This is a genomic window from Planomonospora corallina, from assembly GCF_042650625.1.
In the GTDB taxonomy this organism is placed as follows: domain Bacteria; phylum Actinomycetota; class Actinomycetes; order Streptosporangiales; family Streptosporangiaceae; genus Planomonospora_B; species Planomonospora_B corallina.
Genome location: NZ_JBHSBM010000011.1, coordinates 642,527 through 659,293, shown reverse-complemented (window position 1 = coordinate 659,293; position 16,767 = coordinate 642,527). Strand labels below are relative to the sequence as shown.

General features: G+C 69.7%; 12 protein-coding genes, 1 tRNA gene and 2 pseudogenes. 4 read left to right on the top strand and 11 right to left on the bottom strand.

All coding sequences use genetic code 11. The features are described from left to right. Window positions 1-163 precede the first annotated feature (163 nt). Window positions 164-925, top strand: coding sequence for a hypothetical protein (locus ACFOWE_RS07810; protein WP_377286391.1), 762 nt, complete (start codon window positions 164-166; stop codon window positions 923-925). Window positions 926-1,661: 736 nt separating this feature from the next. Here ACFOWE_RS07810 and ACFOWE_RS07805 read toward each other — a convergent pair. From ACFOWE_RS07805 to ACFOWE_RS07780, 6 genes and pseudogenes are all read right to left on the bottom strand, one after another. Then, window positions 1,662-2,803: pseudogene (locus ACFOWE_RS07805) on the bottom strand (IS3 family transposase). Window positions 2,804-2,877: 74 nt separating this feature from the next. Next, window positions 2,878-3,084, bottom strand: a pseudogene (locus ACFOWE_RS07800) (integrase core domain-containing protein); the annotation flags it as partial. 9 nt (window positions 3,085-3,093) lie between these two features. After that, window positions 3,094-4,539: an IS4 family transposase gene (locus ACFOWE_RS07795; protein WP_377286390.1), complete on the bottom strand. Its 1,446-nt coding sequence runs from the start codon at window positions 4,537-4,539 to the stop codon at window positions 3,094-3,096. A gap of 138 nt (window positions 4,540-4,677) precedes the next feature. Next, the gene (locus ACFOWE_RS07790) at window positions 4,678-5,565 is read right to left on the bottom strand and encodes a hypothetical protein (RefSeq protein WP_377286389.1); all 888 of its coding nucleotides are present in this window, start codon (window positions 5,563-5,565) and stop codon (window positions 4,678-4,680) included. Window positions 5,566-6,543: 978 nt separating this feature from the next. Beyond that, a tRNA-Arg gene (locus ACFOWE_RS07785) sits at window positions 6,544-6,618 on the bottom strand. 81 nt (window positions 6,619-6,699) lie between these two features. After that, window positions 6,700-7,194, bottom strand: a complete 495-nt coding sequence (locus ACFOWE_RS07780) for a C40 family peptidase (RefSeq protein ID WP_377286388.1) — start codon at window positions 7,192-7,194, stop codon at window positions 6,700-6,702. A gap of 854 nt (window positions 7,195-8,048) precedes the next feature. On the opposite strand from ACFOWE_RS07780, the gene ACFOWE_RS07775 reads away from it, so the two are divergent. Further along, the gene (locus ACFOWE_RS07775; protein ID WP_377286471.1) at window positions 8,049-8,411 is read left to right on the top strand and encodes a response regulator transcription factor; all 363 of its coding nucleotides are present in this window, start codon (window positions 8,049-8,051) and stop codon (window positions 8,409-8,411) included. A 199-nt stretch (window positions 8,412-8,610) separates the two neighbouring features. On the opposite strand, the gene ACFOWE_RS07770 is transcribed toward ACFOWE_RS07775, so the two are convergent. Then, window positions 8,611-11,427: a helix-turn-helix transcriptional regulator gene (locus ACFOWE_RS07770; protein ID WP_377286386.1), complete on the bottom strand. Its 2,817-nt coding sequence runs from the start codon at window positions 11,425-11,427 to the stop codon at window positions 8,611-8,613. Window positions 11,428-11,763: 336 nt separating this feature from the next. Between ACFOWE_RS07770 and ACFOWE_RS07765 the strand changes: the two genes are divergently transcribed. Beyond that, on the top strand, window positions 11,764-12,384 hold the full coding sequence (locus ACFOWE_RS07765) for a LysE family translocator (RefSeq protein WP_377286385.1): 621 nt from the start codon (window positions 11,764-11,766) through the stop codon (window positions 12,382-12,384). A gap of 51 nt (window positions 12,385-12,435) precedes the next feature. Here ACFOWE_RS07765 and ACFOWE_RS07760 read toward each other — a convergent pair whose 3' ends face one another. After that, a complete protein-coding gene (locus tag ACFOWE_RS07760; RefSeq protein WP_377286384.1) occupies window positions 12,436-13,167 on the bottom strand; it encodes an alpha/beta fold hydrolase in 732 nt (243 codons plus the stop codon). Window positions 13,168-13,241: 74 nt separating this feature from the next. On the opposite strand from ACFOWE_RS07760, the gene ACFOWE_RS07755 reads away from it, so the two are divergent. Continuing rightward, window positions 13,242-13,811, top strand: coding sequence for a TetR/AcrR family transcriptional regulator (locus ACFOWE_RS07755; protein ID WP_377286383.1), 570 nt, complete (start codon window positions 13,242-13,244; stop codon window positions 13,809-13,811). Between the two features lie 122 nt (window positions 13,812-13,933). Here the strand turns inward: ACFOWE_RS07755 and ACFOWE_RS07750 are convergent, their stop codons facing one another. From ACFOWE_RS07750 to ACFOWE_RS07740, 3 genes are read right to left on the bottom strand one after another with little or no spacing between them, the layout of a single operon-like run. Continuing rightward, a complete protein-coding gene (locus ACFOWE_RS07750; RefSeq protein WP_377286381.1) occupies window positions 13,934-15,145 on the bottom strand; it encodes a hypothetical protein in 1,212 nt (403 codons plus the stop codon). 30 nt (window positions 15,146-15,175) lie between these two features. Then, entirely contained in the window at window positions 15,176-15,562 is a 387-nt protein-coding gene (locus ACFOWE_RS07745; RefSeq protein ID WP_377286379.1) for a Rid family detoxifying hydrolase, read from the bottom strand. A gap of 54 nt (window positions 15,563-15,616) precedes the next feature. Beyond that, on the bottom strand, window positions 15,617-16,726 hold the full coding sequence (locus ACFOWE_RS07740; protein ID WP_377286378.1) for an alanine racemase: 1,110 nt from the start codon (window positions 16,724-16,726) through the stop codon (window positions 15,617-15,619). Window positions 16,727-16,767 lie beyond the last annotated feature (41 nt).

Here is a 16,767-nt window from a genome sequence, read left to right as displayed (position 1 = left end):
TACCATCTAAGAGCACCCAGAGCGGAGGCTCCCGCCCACAAGAGGGGCATTCCCGAGAGCAGCGGCAGTACTTGTTGTTACAGGACTAATGCAGGCCTTAATACTTTTATCGCAGCGCCCATCTCATCTTGATTAGGGAGATCATCCATCGTATCATCATGGCGTGACTCCGCAACCGCGACGCGAGATTCCCGCCGCTGTTCAGGCTGCACTCTGGGCGCTTAGCAGCGGCTACTGTTACGCTCCCGGATGCCCCTTCCCCGTCGTCTACGAGGTACGGCCAGGCGTCTTCAAAAAGAATGCCCAGATCGCCCACATCCACGCCGTCAAACCGAACGCTCCTCGCTATCGTCCATGCACCACCGACGAAGAGCGGCAACAACGAGATGCGTTCACCAACCTCATACTCGTCTGTCTCGCCCACCACGCCGCCATCGACGATAAGAAGGACGGCGAACGCCTCTACCCGCCCGAGCTCTTACGTGAATGGAAAAGCAAGCACGAAGGCAAACACGGTCCAGCCCTCGCCCGCCTGGCTCCAATGAGCGAGGAGCAGTTCGGCAATCTTCTCAGCGCGTACTTTACGACCCCGATCACCCGACTTGAGGCAATCGCCGACCAACTCGAACAAACGGGCGAGCTTACGGCGGGCTCCCTTGAGGAACTACGCCGGATCATCGCAGTGTTGCAAGAAAATCCACCAGGTCCAGATGCGCGGACCGCCAGCAGCCTGGTCTATGCCGCCGACCTGCTGTCTGTACAGAATCTTTCGAGCACGGCTTCGTCGCTCTCGTATGCCGCCGATGTGCTCTCCACGACGGACGTCTCGCGTGCGGCCTCGTCACTAAAGAGCGCCGCCGATGTACTGTCCAGCATTCTCGGGGACCTGGACAGGAAGATCGACCGGCTCTACGGATTGATGTAACCCTTCGACAACTGGCCGAGATCCATCGGTAATCCTCCTGGGCAGTATCGCCCAGAAGGATTACATTTTGAGCCATAGGCAGAGGATCGCCCACGTCAAGCTGATCTGTGACCGGATCCGAAGATCATCGGAGCCGCCGACTGGACAGCCACGATCCGTTTCCTCAATCAGGCAGAGTCGGTTCCCGCACTGACGGCCAAGCTCGCTGAGGAAGCTGAAGAGCTGCGCCACGCCGGTCCCGACGGTTGATTGAGGGAACTCGCCGACATCTACAAGGCGCTGATGACTCCCACCAACGCAACACCCTTGGGCTATCCGACAAACAAGTGTGGGAGGATGCACATCACAAGCAGGCCGAACAAGGTGACTTCAGCGGACGCCTGTGGTTCGACGAGGTTTCCAGGCAATCAGGGTTCTCAGGCTGTGACGACCGCTGGCTGTGGCTGGGTGATCGGCTGCCACGGCCCTCCTCCGTCGGGTCTTGCCACCGGGTGACGTGATGGCTGGCCCCGGCGGGTGCGGGACATATGCGGGATGACTTCGCAAGGGGATTCGGGCAGCACAGGCCATCCGCGCAGTTCACACCGCATGGACCACCCGCACGGCCACCACTCTCCTATAAACCACCGAACCTCGGGGCTATGAACTCACTTCAGTGGTGTGGCGAGTGAACCGCGCCGAGTTTCGTGGAGGCCGTGGTCTGCCCCGGGTCCTGTGGAGTCGCGTTTCTGGATTGTCATGCCACGATGGTCGTGTTCTCGAACTCTATCGGGGTCAGCATGCCGAGGCTGCTGTGCCGTCGTTGCCGGTTGTGCCAGATCTCCAGGTACTCGAAGATCGCGTTGGCGAGCTCGATCCGGGTGTTCCAGCGCTGACGGTCCAGTAGCTCGACCTGCATGCGGGACCAGAACGCCTCGATCATGGCGTTGTCGTAGCAGTCGCCGACGCTGCCCATCGAGGGCACCAGGCCGGAGGCCTTGGCCCGCTCGGTGAAGGCCCAGGAGGCGAACTGCACGCCCTGGTCGGAATGGATGATCGTGCCAGCCGGTGGGATGCGTGACTGGATGGCCATGCCGAGCGCGTTGGTGACCAGTGCGGCGGTGGGAGAGGCGTCGATGGACCAGCCGACCACTCGGCGAGAGTAGGCGTCCAGCACCACCGCGCAGTACACCTTGCCCTCGCGGGTGGGGTGCTCGGTGATGTCGGTGACCCATAGCTGGTTCGGGCCGGTCCGGGAGAACTGGCGGTCGACCAGATCGGTGGCGATCTGGTCCGGTTTGCTGCGCCGCCACGTGGGGCGGCCGGCGGCCCCGGCCAGTCCGGCCCGGCGCATCAGCAGTTCCACCGCGCCGTGGCTGACCGGCACGCTGTGGCCCAGCCGCAGCTCGGCGTGTACGCGACGGGCGCCGTAGGTGCCGCGGGAGTCGGTGTGCACCTGGATGATCAGGTCGGTCAGCCAGGCGTGCCGGATCGCCCGCTGCGAGGGCGGCCGGTCCCGCCAGGCGTAGTAGCCCGAGACCGACACCTGAAGGATCCGGCAGGCGACCTCGACCGGGATGGCTTCGCCGGCCATCACCGCGACCGCTTCGAACCGCCTTTTGGGGGCACCACGTCTGTCACCAGCTCGATCGCGCGGCGGGTAGCCCGCAGTTCGGTCTCCAGCTCGGCGATGCGCCGTCTGGCCGCGGCCAGTTCGGCCTTCTCGCTGCTGGTCAGGCCCGGCTCCAAACCGCGGTCGATGCGGTCCTGCCGCCGCCAGGAGTAGATCGTCTGGCTGCTGATGTCCAGGTCACGGGCGACGTCGGTGACGTTGCGTCCCGCCTCGACGAGATCCAGGACCTTGCGCCGGAACTCGAGCGGGTAGCCGCTTCGTCCCATGCCACTCTCCTCTCAACGAGTGGCACAAGAATCCAAGAATCCGCCTCCACAAGACCAGGGGCACACCAGCCGGGTTACCTGGCTCCGGCGAGAATAACCGGGCCGTTATTCGTTCGGTAGAGGGCTTCGAACTCCGCCGGTGGACGGTCACCGCAGGCGCTGTGCAGCCGCCGGTTGTTGTACCAGTCGACCCACTCCATCGTGGCGATCTCCACGTCGTCCAAGCCCTTCCACGGGCCTTTCCGGTGGATCAGCTCGGTCTTGTACAACCCCAATGCCGTTTAGATAGGTCATCGTGCTGGTTGTGGGCCTGTCAGCGTAAGGAGCTGGACGGTGGGAGGTCCCGTGTGACGGATGCCCTTGTCGCTGGGACGTCGTTCGCGGTAGCTGCTGCGCCGGGTGCGCTTGACGGAGCGGGGGTAGGTCCGGTGGCGGCGTTCGGGATTGCGGTTGCGGGGCCGTCCAACGTGATGAACGGTCCTAAACCACAGGTCGTGGTCGGGTTCAGGGGGAAAGGCCGCCCGGTCGGTGACCGAGCGGCGCACGATCCGGAGCGTGGCCAGGAACTTGATCCGGTCTGGGTCGACCCCGGCCGCGGTGGCTGCGGTGCAGATCAGAGTGGCCAGAGCCCAGTGAGTGAGGAGGTAGGCCCAGATCTCCTGGCGGACCAGATCCGGGGTCCGCGACCGCAGAACCCTGCCGGGACCGCGCAGGTGGATCTTCAGCTGAGCGAATCCGGTTTCGGCCTCCCAGCGCTCCTGGTAGCAGGCGGCGAGCTGCTGCGCGCTCGCCTCCGCAGGATCGAGGATGGTGGTGATGAGCCGGATGCGCTCACCCCTGCGGTCGGGCACTGTGTAGTCGATCACCCGGACGATCGCCGCAAGGTCCGGATCCGGTTCACGGCCACGGCGGGCGTCCTCTCGCAGCCGGTCCTTCTGCGATCGGCGCAGCTTGGCAGGCTTGGTGATGACCGCGAGCCAGGACCCGTCGTCCAGGTCTTCCAGCCGGTACGGGTGCAGGCCGGCCTGGACACGCCACAGCAGTTGAGCGCCGGTCGAGGAGGCGTATTGCCAGGCGCGGAAGCTGTAGAAGCCGCGGTCGGCGGTCAGCAGCATCTCGGGCGTGAGCCGCCCGTACAACGAATAAGCGAGGGTCTGCTCACTGTCCCAGCAACCCGAGGTGTCCGCCGCGACGATCGTGTGCGAGGCACACTCGCTGATCGCCACCACTCTGGCCTGCGGGTACACCGTCTCGTGCCCGCCCGCGCTGTCGTTGGGGAACTCCGCCAGGTTCGCCGCCGTGTCCGGCAGATCGAGGATGAACCCGTCGATCGCCATCAACCGCCACCGCCCCAGCCACGCTCCTGAGGTCGCCTCCGTCGCGGCCGGACGGGCGAGGCGCTCGAACACCTCCCGAACGACCTCAGCCCCCAACCGCTGCCGGGCCTGGGTGACCGCGCCCCGCGTTGGCGGCTCCCATCGCACTCCCGGCATCGCCGTGAGCAAGCCGGTCAGTTTCTCCGCGACCTCCTCGTAGTCGTCGTCCGCGAACAGGCACAACGCCATCAGCAGGTAGAGCGTCACATGCGCGGGGAGCTTCCGGACCCGCTCCTCGCGGCATCCGTGCAGCTCGATCGCCCCGTCCAGGAGCTGCCGTGGTACCAGCGACGTCAACGCCCCCAGCCCCACCAGATCCGTCAGCCGGCCCGGCCCAGCACCCTTGATCCACTCCGTCACCCGGCGGACGCTACCAGCATAAATGCCTATCTAAACGGCATTGGGGTCATCATCCAGCAAGAGACAAATCCATTAAACCCAGCCATGAGCCGCCATCAAATAATGATCAATGGACGGCATAGCCCGCTCTTGCTGGACTCAATCATTCCCATAGTCTTCATATCCATCATAGTGATCAATTTCAAACCGATCACTTGCATCGGCAACCATTGTGTGAACTTTTTCTATAAGCAGACCAACAGCCTTAAGCTCAGGAACACCGGTCAGTTTAAGGCCACACACCTGACACTCATAGTCAGTTCCGACAGACACCTCTTCAGTGAGGATGTCGTCTTCTTCGATACGCTCCCGGGTTTCCCTGACAGTCTTCATAAACACGCGCGCCTCCTGCCCGCAAGCAGGGCAAGGCACTTTCTCATAATGTCCAGCCGGCGCCGCCGCAGAGAGGCGCTGCTGCACCTCAAGCGGAAGCAACTTCAAATAAAATTCCTTCGACTCCTTTACCTTTAGCTCTACGGCTCGCTTAACTTTCACATCTTCTGCATCAGCGAGAGCTCTCGCATGCTCAATTATCGACGGATCCAGGAAATCTCCCAGATCGATCTGAAGATGGTCCGATACCACTTCCACAACTCGAAGAAATTTAGGCATCCACGAGCTATTATCGAGGTTTGCGAGTGTCGCCGCCGAGGTATGGAGCTCCTCGTTTCTGACATTCGCGAGGTACATCGCATCATCGAATACTTTTGTAAAGTCCGGAACAACGACCTTGAGTCGTTCACATACGGTCTTATAGGGGATAGATCGTGGCGCTTGGTTTGCCACCTCAAAACCTGCTGCATGCAGCACGCTAGGCCCCTCCGGAACGGCCAATAGCACAGGGTTAGCTCGCGCCAACGGTGCGCGCAACAGAAACTCCAGGCCGAGAAGTAGCCAAATCGAAAACTCCTCATCTACCCTGTCATGTTCACCCGCCCTGCGGAAATAAAGCTTCGCCTTGGCCGTGAAGTCAATATAAGACCACATGCATTCCGCCTTTACGTGTAGGAATAAATACGAAACAACGTACGACTGGCAGACTCTTCAATCGCAGGACGCCTGTGCACATTGCGCCAATTGTCGACTATGAGTATTCGAGAAGAATTCCAGGAAATTCTCACATCTGGAGTAAGTTTATCCATCGCGTTCTGCAACTTATAATCTCCAGGACTCAGCAAGCAAGTTCGGGGATCCCATCGCATAAGTTCTCCAGGCGATCCACTCTCTACCATTGAGCGATAAGAAATCCGACCCGCCTGGGACCGAACTCGGAGAATTGCACGCCTAGCAATTCCAGAAATCTCCGAGTCGAGCTGCAGAAACGGGTTGCAGATCTCCGTCGGTACTGGATCTTCACTAGATTCCGCTAACCACATTATTATGTACCGTGGCGGTTTTTCCGATACTGCACCGTCTGTGTGCCACGGAAAGGCGCCCCGGCCATATGTTCCAGACAGACTCCAAGCGGAAGCTTCCTCTCGGCTTCGCGCCTTAAGCATCTGCGGTTGCCTCTGGCGAACAACACCTAGCTGAGCGGCAAGCTGCATGCCGTCACAGGAACCTACTCCTTCTAGGACTAACCAGCCATCTTTCTCAAGGCTAGATCTAGCGTCTACGGAGAGCACGGTTCGGAGAATACCGGGCAAACACCCATGCGTCAGTAACAAAATCGCATGGTTTGCCTGAGTCTGCACGTGGCGGGGTGGTGCAAGCCCTGAGGGTCGTTGTAGTGGATCTCTGGTGAGTTGCGTCTGAGTAACCTGCTTGACAGACAGCTCTTCGCCACCCGCCTCATGATCAAACCAACCAGCCGTGATTTTGATTGGATCTTCGTGCGGGCTGGTCCGCAACTGGTCCACAGACAGCGAGCGCCAATGAGAACGGGCGGGACTCCGTGAGACTGGAGTCCCGCCCGCTCTGGCGTCCTTCGTGCAGGTCAGCGGCGTGATCCCGCTGGTCCTGCGTTGGTGCCCCCTGCAGGATTCGAACCTGCGCACCCGGCTCCGGAGGCCGGTGCTCTATCCCCTGAGCTAAGGGGGCCAACGAGTGATTAGGCTACCAGCATTCTGCGGTGAACCGGCAACTCGGAAGCCCATCGGATGATCTCAGGGGATGGGCCGGTCAGCCGGTGGAGGGCCGGACGGCTCCGCGGTAGCGGGCGCGGTAGTAGGGGGAGTCGGCGAAGTTCACGGTCCTGACGACGTCACCGGCCTTGGGGGCGTGGACCATGACGCCGTCCTTCACGTAGATGCCGACGTGGGTCGGGTCTCCGGTGCCGCCTCCGAAGAAGACCAGATCACCGGCACGGAGCTGGGAGAACGGCACGCGGCGGCCCTGCCGGAACTGGCTTCCGGTGTAGTGGGTGAGCTTGACGCCCGCCTTGGCCCAGGCGTGCAGGGCGAGGCCCGAGCAGTCGAAGCCGCCCCGGGTCGGGCCGTCGCTCGATCCGCCGCCCCACACGTACGGCGTGCCGACCCGGCGGAGTGCGGCCGCCACCGCCGTCCGGCCGGGTGAGGGGCGGTTCCGGATCGCGGGAGGCCGTTCCGGGGATCGGGGCTCCCGCTGCCCGGGCGTGGCCGTCCCCTCCTCCGGCCGGAGCTCCCGCTGCTTCGGCACCGGGGGTCCCTGCGGTGGCCGTGACGGCCTGGACCCGGACGGCCTCTCCGGCGGCTGCGCCGGTCCCGGCTCGGACGGGCCCGCCTCCGGGTGCCTCCCCTGTCCGGGACGCGGGTCCGGCCGGGGCCCGGGCTCACCTCCGGATGTGGCCCCGGGCCGGAGCCCTGGTGGCGCTCCCCCTTCCTCATCCCATGGCCGACCACCCTCTCCCGGGCCGGTCGTGCCCCCAGGGCCGCTCGGCTCTCCCCAGCCGGCCATGCCCCCAGGGCCGCTCGGTGCTCCCTGGCCTGACGCACCCCCGGACCGGGGCGGATCTTCCGGATCGGGGACGCGTCCGGGCCGGAGCGCGGGCTCCCACCTCCGCGAAGCGCCGGTGCCGTGCGCGGCTTCCCCGCTCCCGCAGAAGGCGGTGATCATGGTCCACACCTCCTGGGGGATCCAGTGCCGGAGCTGCTCGGGGAGACCGTGGGGTGAGGACGGGCACGCCGGCCGTACCCGGAAGGCCTCCGGGCCTGCCGCGGGTGCTGCGGTGAGGGCGACGGCGACGGCGAGAGCGGCGATCATCTGCGGACCTCCTCGGGCTCGACAGGGGTGGTCGAGGCCTCAGGATCCGCAGAGCGGGGTGATCATCATGGGGCCGAGCCGGGTTCTGTGGACCGCCGACGGACGACCCGCCCGTCTGTGGACGGGGGACCGGGACGAACTCCGTGGGGAGCGGAGTCCGCCCGTGAAGGGCCGCTCCCTGTCTCCCGTCAGGGAGCCCGTGATCCGTCGGAGGCCCGTATCCGCCGAAAGCCTCGCATGATCGTTCCGGACGGGTTAGCTTGGCGGCCGTGGACGAGGTTCTGGGCAAGATACTGGTCGTCGACGACGACGAGGTCATCCGGCAGCTCATCGCGGTCAACCTGACCCTGGAGGGGTTCCAGGTGGAGACCGCGACCGACGGGCAGGACTGCCTCGACCGGGTGCTCGACGTGAAACCCGACGTGGTCACGCTGGACGTCATGATGCCGAGGCTGGACGGCTGGACGACCGCCTCGCGGTTGCGGAGCGGCTCGGATACCGGGCACATCAAGGTCGTCCTGATCACCGCCCGTGCGCAGGAGGAGGACAAGCGGCGCGGCGAGGAGATCGGGGTGCACGCCTACCTGCCCAAACCGTTCGACCCGGCCGAGCTCATCCAGGTCGTCCGCGACCTGCTCCCCGCGAGGAGCTGACCCCGTTCCCTCCGGGCTTCCCGCGAAGAGCCGGCCTGCTCTACCGGCTCCCGGCGGGGACGCGGTCCCTTCCGGCTTCCGAGGGGAACCCCGGCCGCCGTGCGGCACCGCCGGGAGCCCGCCGCCGTAGGCCCCGGCGGGCCCGGCAACCGTACGGCCCGGCGGACCCGGTCACCGTGGTCACCGTACGGCGGAGCGGTCAGAGCAGGCCCGCCCTGCGGGCCGCGGCGACGGCCTGGGTCCGGGAGGAGACGCCGAGCTTGCCCAGGATGTTGGAGACGTGCACGCTGACCGTCTTCGGGGCGATGAACAGCCGCTCCCCGATCTCGCGGTTGGGCAGCCCCTCGGCCACCAGGGTGAGCACCTCCCGCTCCCGGCCGGTGAGCGCCACCGCCGGGGACCGGCTCTCCCGGTCGGCCCGGCCCGGCCGCCGTCCCGGGCCCGGCCTCCCGGCGGAAGCGGAAGCCGCAGGACCCGCGGGACCGGCGGGCTCCGCCCTGCGGACCGGGCCGAAGCGCGCCCGGCGGCCCAGCTCGGCGAGGGCCTCGCCGAGCGGCCGCGCACCGAGGGCGTCGGCGGTCTCGACCGCCTGTTCCCACTCCCGGTGCGCCGCGGCGCGGTCGCCGGCGGCCAGCAGCGCCTCGGCCAGCCGCCACCGGGAGCGCGCGGTCTCGTAGACGAATCCGTAGTCGAAGGCCTCCACCACCGCGCGCCAGGCGTCGGCGTCGAGACGGCCGTGGACGCGGTGCCACTCGGCCTCCGCCCGCAGCAGCCAGGCCCTCCCCTCCCGCCCCAGGCCGGCCCGGGCCCCGTCGCGCGCCCGGCCGAGCAGGTCGCCGGCCCCGTCGGTACGGCCCAGTTCGGCCAGGGCCCACAGCCCGACCGCGGCGACGCGGATGCTGCCGCTGTCGGTGGGCTCCAGGACGTCGAGCACCGCGGTGACGTGCTCCAGCGCCCGTCCGGGGTCCCCCTGCCAGAGGGCGTGCTCGGCGGCCAGCCCCCGGGACATGTAGGCCACCATGGTGTCCGGCCAGAACGGCCGGAGCCAGGCCAGCCGTTCCTCGACCTCGGGCAGGCCCAGGGCCACCTCGACGAAGAGCGCGAACGAGGACAGGACCGCCTCGGGGATCGTCCCGACCCGCCTGCCGAACCCTCTGGCCCGGGCCTGCTCCCACTCTCCGACGGTGTAGTCGATCATGTAGCGGAGGAAGCGCAGGTCGGTGCCGTACGTGCTCCAGGACAGACCGGTCTCGGCCGCCAGCCGGATGCCGCGGTCGGCGGTCGCGGCGGCGGCGGCCAGGGCGCCTCCCTCCGCCTGGATGCGCGCGTGGTGGAAGATCCCGCGCAGGTCCATGGCGAGGTCTCCGGAGTCCTCGGCCGCGACCCGGGCGAACAGCTGCTCCGCCCGTTCCCGGTCGCCGGTGTACTCCGCGCAGGAGGCGAGGATGATCAGGGCGCTCTTCTCCGCGTCCCGGGCCCCGGTGGCGCGGGCCACCTCCAGGGCGCGCTCGGCGAGCGGCCCGGCCTCGGCGTGCCGCGCGGTCCAGAAGACGGTCCGGGCGAAGGTGGCCAGGGCCCGGGCCAGCAGCGGCCCGGTGGGACCGGCCTCGACCGCGGCCTCGGCGGCGGCGACCGCCTCGCTCTCCTGCCCGGCGTCGTAGAGGTAGTAGGCCAGCCGTTCGCAGACCTCGGCCGACGGGGGCAGCGCCCGCATGTGGGCGGCGGCCCGCTGGTTGTCGCCCATGTCCGCCGCGGCCGCGGCGGTGCGCAGCGCGAGGCCGGCGTGGTCGGTCCCGGTGAGCGCCTCGGCGTCGGGGACGCGCTCCCAGAGGCCGAGCGCGCGCTCGAAGTGACGGTGGGCCTCGGCGGGGGCGCCGAGGCGCTCGGCCCGGCGCCCGGCCTCGACCGAGGCGGCCAGCGCCCCGGCGAGGTCGTGCGCGGCCAGGTAGTGGTGGGCGAGTTCGGCGGCGCTGCCGCCCTGTCCGGCCAGCAGCCGGGCGAACTCGGCGTGCAGGCGGGTCCGCTCGCCGGGCAGCAGATCGGTGTAGACGGCCTCCTGGAGCAGCGCGTGCCGGAAGGCGTAGCCGTACTCGCCGGACGGGCGGATGAGCCCGCGCGAGACGATCTCCCGCATGGCCTCCTCGAAGGCCAGGTCGTCGAGGCCGGAGACCGCCTGGAGCAGGCCGTGGTCGACCTTCCGCCCGGCGACGGCGGCGCCGCGCAGCACCCGCTGGGCGGGGTCGGAGAGCTGTTCGGCGCGGGAGAGCAGCAGGCTGGCGAGGCCGTCGGTCATCATGCTGCCCTCGACGGCCGCCTCCAGGAGCTCCTCGGCGTAGAAGGGGTTGCCCTCGGCCCGGTCGACGACCTCGTCGATCATCCGGGCGTCGGTCCCGCCGAGCAGTGCGACGTAGTCGGCCATCTCACCGCGGTCGAGCGGGCTCAGCTCCACCGACGTCACCGCGGGCAGGCGCCCCAGTTCGGCGAGGACGCGGCGGAGCGGGTGGCGGCGGTGGAGGTCGTCGGTCCGGTAGGTGCCGACCAGGCAGACGCGCTCGCCCTGCAGCATCCGGCTGAGGAAGACCAGCAGGTCGCGGGTGGACTGGTCGGCCCAGTGCAGGTCCTCCAGGATGAGCAGGACGGGCTGGGTCGCCAGGAAGCCGAGCACCGAGCCGAACAGCTGCTGCTGGGTGAGGCGCGAGGCGCTCTCCGGCCCGCCGTCGACGCCGCCGGGCAGCAGCCTGCCGAGGACCGGGCGCGCCTCCAGCGCCTCGCGCAGCTCTCCCTCCACCCCGCGCAGCGCGTCGGCCAGCGGCAGGTACGGCAGCGCGTCGCCGAGTTCGGCGCACTGCCCGACGAGTACGGCGAAGCCGTCGGCCCGCGCCCGTTCGGCCAGTTCGGTGACGAGCCGTGTCTTGCCGATGCCGGCGTCGCCGCCGACCAGGGCGACTCCGGCGGTTCCCTCGGCGGCGGAGCGCAGTACGGCGAGCAGCCGGTCGAGCTCCACCAATCGCCCCACCAGCACGCTTTGTACCTTTTGCGGCTCCACGTCGGCGAGTATGCCACGGCGCCACCCGGAAACGGCTCGGTCCGCGGAACCGGAACCGGAGCCGGGACCGGACCGGAACCGGACCGGAACCGGGCCGGAGCCGCACCGGAACCGGGCCGGAGCCGCACCGGAACCAGGCCGGAGCCGCACCGGAACCAGGCCCGGACCACACCCGGGCCCGCACCGGGCCCGTGCCGGGATCGAGCCGGGGCCGCCCCGGGCCGGGGACGGGGACCGGATCGGTCCACGGAGAGCGCGTGCGATTGGCCCTCCTGCCGGGCCCCGGCCCCCGCCTATGGTCGGGGCATGGTCTCGATGTCGACGTTCCTGCTGTTCGCGGCGGCTTCCCTCGTGCTGGTCCTCGTCCCCGGCCCGAACCACCTCTACATCGCCGCCCGGGGCATCTCCCAGGGCAGGGCCGCCGCCCTGGCGAGCGCCTTCGGGGTGGAGGCGGGCACGCTGGTGCACATCGCCACGGCGGCGGCCGGGCTCTCCTACGTGGTCGCGCGGTCCGCGGCCCTGTTCGAGACGATCAAGTGGGCCGGGGCGGCCTACCTGGTCTACCTGGGGGTCCGGGCGCTCAGGGGCGGCGGCGGGGTGCGGGCCGTGGAGACGCCCCCGCAGCCGCTGCGCGCGGTCTTCCTGGAGGCGATGGCCGTCAACCTGCTCAACCCGAAGGTGATCCTGTTCTTCCTGGCGTTCCTGCCGCAGTTCGTGGACCCCGCGGCGGGATCGGTGCCGCTCCAGGTCGCGGTGCTGGGCGGGACGCTGCTGACGCTGGGCCTGAGCTCCAACCTGGTCTACGCCGCGGGAGCGGGGGTGCTGGGCCGGCGGCTGCGGAACCGGGCCGGGCTGCTCGGCCGGGTGAGCGGTGTCGTCTATCTGGGCCTGGGCCTGGCGACCGCGTTCTCCGGCCGCCCGGCCTGACCACCGGCCGGGCCGCACGGGAAGCACCGTCCGGCCCGGCCGCCGTCCGCGTCACACGAGACTCGCCGCCCGGCCTTCCCCGTCCCGCGGCGCCGGATCCACCTGGTCGCACAGGTCCCCCACCAGACGGGCCAGCGGACCGGGAGCGGCCAGCACCCCCAGGTGGCCGCGGCGCGGGATGTGGATCAGCCGCCCGTCCCTGCAGGCCCGCAGGAAGGCGCGCTCGTCCGCCCGGAACGGGTCGCGGGCTCCGTTGACCAGCCACACCCGGCCCGGGTAGGCGGCCAGCGCCGCGAGCTGGTCGTGCCCGGCCACGGCCTCGACGGCCTGGGGCATCACCTCGCACGCCAGCCCTCCCGCGACGAGCGCCTCGCCCGGCGGCCCCGGCAGCAGGCGGCGCAGGCCGTACGCGCTGATCCGGCCGGCGAGTTCCGGGTCGCGCGCGGCGAGGGAGGCCGCGAACCGGTACACCCCGGCGTGGCGGCCCGGCAGGGCCGTGCAGCCCATGGCGACGAGCCCGGCCACCCGCTCGGGGAACCGTCCGGCGGTGGCGATCCCGACGTAGCCGCCGAGGGAGAGGCCGGCCACGACGGCTCGTCCGCCGAGGCCGTCGATCGCCTCGGCCACGGCCGACGCGGCCGCCTCCATCGTGAACCGCTCGCCTCTCCTGCTCCCGTGCCCGGGCAGGTCCACCGCGGCCGAGGGCCGGTCGACGAGAGCGGTGACCGGACCCCACATGGTCGCGCTGACCCGGATCCCGTGGACGAAGACGATGGGCACCATGACTGACCTCCCGGCCCGTAGCGGAATACCCCGATTAAAGCACAACGCACCGTTGCGTTGCTATCCTTGCCCGCATGGCACCGCGCAAGGGACAGGAGATCTTCTCGGCGACGCTCGCCCTGCTCGCCGAGAAGGGGTACGAGGGGCTGACCGTGGAGGGGGTGGCCGAGCGGTCGGGGGTGAACAAGACGACGATCTACCGGTGGTGGCCGTCGAAGGCGGCGCTGCTGGCCGCCGCGCTGGCCGAGTCGGAGGTGCTCGCCCTGGACCCGCCGGACACCGGGAGCCTCCGCGGCGACCTGGAGTCCCTGGTCGCGCAGATCGCCGCGCTGCTCACCCGGCCCCCGGCGGCGGACGTCGCGGTGGCCGCGCTCGGCGCCGCCGTGCACCACCCCGAGCTGGCGGAGGTCGCCCGGCGCTTCTTCGCCGACCGGCTGGCCGGGGAGAAGCGGGTCTTCGAGCGGGCCGGGCGGCGCGGCGAACTCGTCGACGGCGCCGACCCGATGCTGGTCATGGACCTGCTGGCGGGCGCGGTGTGGCTGCGGACGGTCTTCCGGGGCCTTCCCCTCGGTGAGGACTTCGCCGCCGAGGCGGTGCGCGCCGTCCTCGACGGCACGGCCCGGCGCCCGGCGGAGCCCGCCTGAGAGGGCCCGGGACCGCGGAACTCCCTGTGTCCACGGAACTCCCCGGACACGGGGAACCTTCGGGACATGGGGAAACTTCCGGGACCGCGCCTCCGGGAACCGTCAGGACCCCTCAGGGGCCGTCAGGACGCGAGAGCCCCGCGGATCCGGTCGAGCACCGGGTACGGCAGGAGCCCGTAGGCGAAGAAGTCGACCGCTCCGGCCCCGGCGGCCCGGACGGCGCGGACCTTGGCGGCGAGGCGGTCGGCCGAGTCGGTGTCGGGCGGTCCCGGCCGGAGCACCACCCGCAGGTCCCGGTCCTTGCCGGTCGAGCGGCGGTAGGCCCCCACGTCGTCGGCGATCCTGGCGGGGTCGCGGGCGTAGGCGAACGCGCCGAGCGAGGGCACCAGGTCGCCGAGGGCGACCAGGTCCACGCCGAGCTGCCAGGCGTCGTGCGCGGCCAGACCGGGCGAGGGCAGCCCGTCCGCGTGCCCCTTCACCGCCCCGGTGCCGTCCAGGAAGACCAGCCGGGAGCCCTCGTCCGCGACGGCCGCCGAGACCTCCGAGACCAGCGAGGTGACCGTCTCGGAGCGGGCCCGCGCGTAGGCGACCACCTCGGGCCCGGCGTAGGCGGTCAGCGCCGCCCGGGTCACCTCCCCCTGCGCCGGCGGGTCGCCGTCGAGCACCCCGCCCACGATCCGGGCGCACTCCCGGCGGGCGGCCTCGGCGTTGACGCCCAGGTCCGCGGCGCGGCCCAGGCAGAAGTCGCAGAAGCAGAGCCCGAACAGGAAGGCGTCCATCGGGCCGAGCGGGACGAAGCTCCGCTCGTGCGGGCAGCCCTGCGGGAAGGGCCCGAAGTGCAGGCCCTCGGCGACCACGCTGTCGACGCCCTGGCGCGCCACGGCCCGGCCCAGCGCGACCGCGTAGCGGCGGACGTCGGGGTGGGACGGGCACAGGTCGGTGGTCGCGCCGGGGTCGCCGAAGCAGTCGCGCACGGCCACGCCGGGGCCGGCCTCACCGAGGGCGGAGCCGCACAGGAAGGGGGCCCAGCCGTGCAGCCGGAGCCCCCGCTCGGCGGTGGCGCGGCGCAGGGCGGCCAGAGGCTCCTGCCCGGCCCCGTCCTGGACCGGCGGGACCAGGCGCGACTCGCCGAACAGATCCGCCGGCGGGGTGAAGTGCACGCCCTCGCCCCGGACGGTCATCCGGGAGGCCCCGTGCGGGGTGACGTCGCGGGTGCGCCGGCAGGCCGCGGCCACGGTCACGCCGGTCACGCCGTATCCGGTGATCCGGTCGAGGACCGGCTCCAGGCCCTCACCCCGGACGTCTTCGACGTGGACGTGGACAGAGCTGTCCAAACCGCCTCCCCCCGCGCAGCCGGTCGGGCTCTAACGCCCCTTGTAGGCGACGAAGTCGATCTCGACGAGAATGTCCATCAGGTCGGAGCCGACGGTCGTGCGGACCGGATAGGGCCTGGTGAAGTAGGACTTGTAGACCTCGTTGTAGGCGCTGAAGTCGCGCTTGAGGTGCTGCAGGTGCACCGTCGACTTGACCACGTCGTCGAAGCCCAGGCCGTGCGCGGCCAGGATCGCGCCGAGGTTGCGCATCACCTGGTGGGTCTGCTCCGCCACGTCGGCGCCGACGACCTCGCCGGTCGCCGGGTCCAGCGGGCCCATGCCCGAGGTGTAGACGAAGTCGCCGACCACCAGGCCCTGCGAGTAGGCCCCGACCGGCGCGGCGCCCTCGTCGGTCCGCAGTTCGAGCTTCTCGCTCATGTCAACCGTCCTCGTCTCAGGGGTGTCCCAGGGGGTTCCGGGAGTCTCGGGGATTCAGAAACAGGTGTGGATCAGGTCGACGACCACGTGGTCGTCGTCGACCACCGGGATGACCCGCCACTTGTCGAAGGCGGTGCACGGGTGGGAGATCCCGAACGGCACCAGGTCTCCCGGCCGCACCGGCGTCTCCGGCGCGACCCGCAGCACCGCGTGCTGATCGTAGAGCTTGACCACCTCCGCGCCGGCGAGGGGCCCCCGGGGAATCGGCATCCCCTCGTCGTACGGGGCGTCGCGCTTGCCGAGCCCGGCGACGACCAGCCCCGGCTCCGGCACGGAGAGCACGTGCGCCCAGACCTCCAGCGCCGGGCGGAGCTCGCCGCCGATCCGGTTGTACGGCGTGCGCTCCCGGTAGATGCCGTCGTCGTGGGAGATGTAGGCCCCGCTGCGGAGCATGACGGTCGCCTGGCAGGCGGCGAGCTCCCGGCCGACCAGGTCGAACCACTGGCTGCCGCCCACCGAGAGGATCGGCCGCGCGACCCGCAGGTGCTCCAGCGCCTCCAGCAGCCGGTGCAGGAAGGCCCGGACCTCGTCCGCCGTGTCGAGCGTGCCCTCGTAGCCGGCGACGCCCGCGAGCTCCACGCCGGGCGCGGCCTGGGCCGCCGCGGCGACCTCCAGCAGGTCCGCGAGGGTCCGGCACCCGGCCCGCCCTCCGGTGTGGCCGAGCTCGACCAGCACCCGGAACGGGCGGGGCCCGGCGTGCTCGGAGAGCGTCTCGATCCCGGCGACCGAGTCGGCGAAGCAGAGCAGTTCGGACTCCGGGTCCTCGGCGAGGTGCGCGGCGAGGGCGTCGAGCCCGGCCGGGTCGAAGACCTGGTTGGCGATCAGGATCCGCTGGACGCCGAAGGAGCGCAGGATGAGCGCCTGGCTCGGAGTGGCGACGGTGAACCCCCAGGCGCCCGCCTCCTGCTGGGCCGCCACCAGCTCGGGCGACATGGTGGTCTTGGCGTGCGGGACGAGCAGCATGCCGTGGTCGCGTGCGAAGGCCGCGAGCGTGTCGATGTTGTGCCGGAGCGCACTGCGGCGGGCGGCCATCACCGGGAAGGTGAACGCCCCGCCGAACAGCGACGACCCCACGGCCGCGTCGAGATCGACGATCCCCTTCATCCGCTCCCCCACCGCGTGTGCGACGCCTGTCGTGCCTGTCC

Bases quoted from the DNA above. Each gene is read 5' to 3' on its own strand.
- ACFOWE_RS07790 (WP_377286389.1), bottom strand. From the start codon at position 5,565: ATGTGGTCTTATATTGACTTCACGGCCAAGGCGAAGCTTTATTTCCGC.
- ACFOWE_RS07765 (WP_377286385.1), top strand. From the start codon at position 11,764: ATGGTCTCGATGTCGACGTTCCTGCTGTTCGCGGCGGCTTCCCTCGTG.
- ACFOWE_RS07760 (WP_377286384.1), bottom strand. From the start codon at position 13,167: ATGGTGCCCATCGTCTTCGTCCACGGGATCCGGGTCAGCGCGACCATG.
- ACFOWE_RS07755 (WP_377286383.1), top strand. From the start codon at position 13,242: ATGGCACCGCGCAAGGGACAGGAGATCTTCTCGGCGACGCTCGCCCTG.
- ACFOWE_RS07745 (WP_377286379.1), bottom strand. From the start codon at position 15,562: ATGAGCGAGAAGCTCGAACTGCGGACCGACGAGGGCGCCGCGCCGGTC.
- ACFOWE_RS07740 (WP_377286378.1), bottom strand. From the start codon at position 16,726: ATGAAGGGGATCGTCGATCTCGACGCGGCCGTGGGGTCGTCGCTGTTC.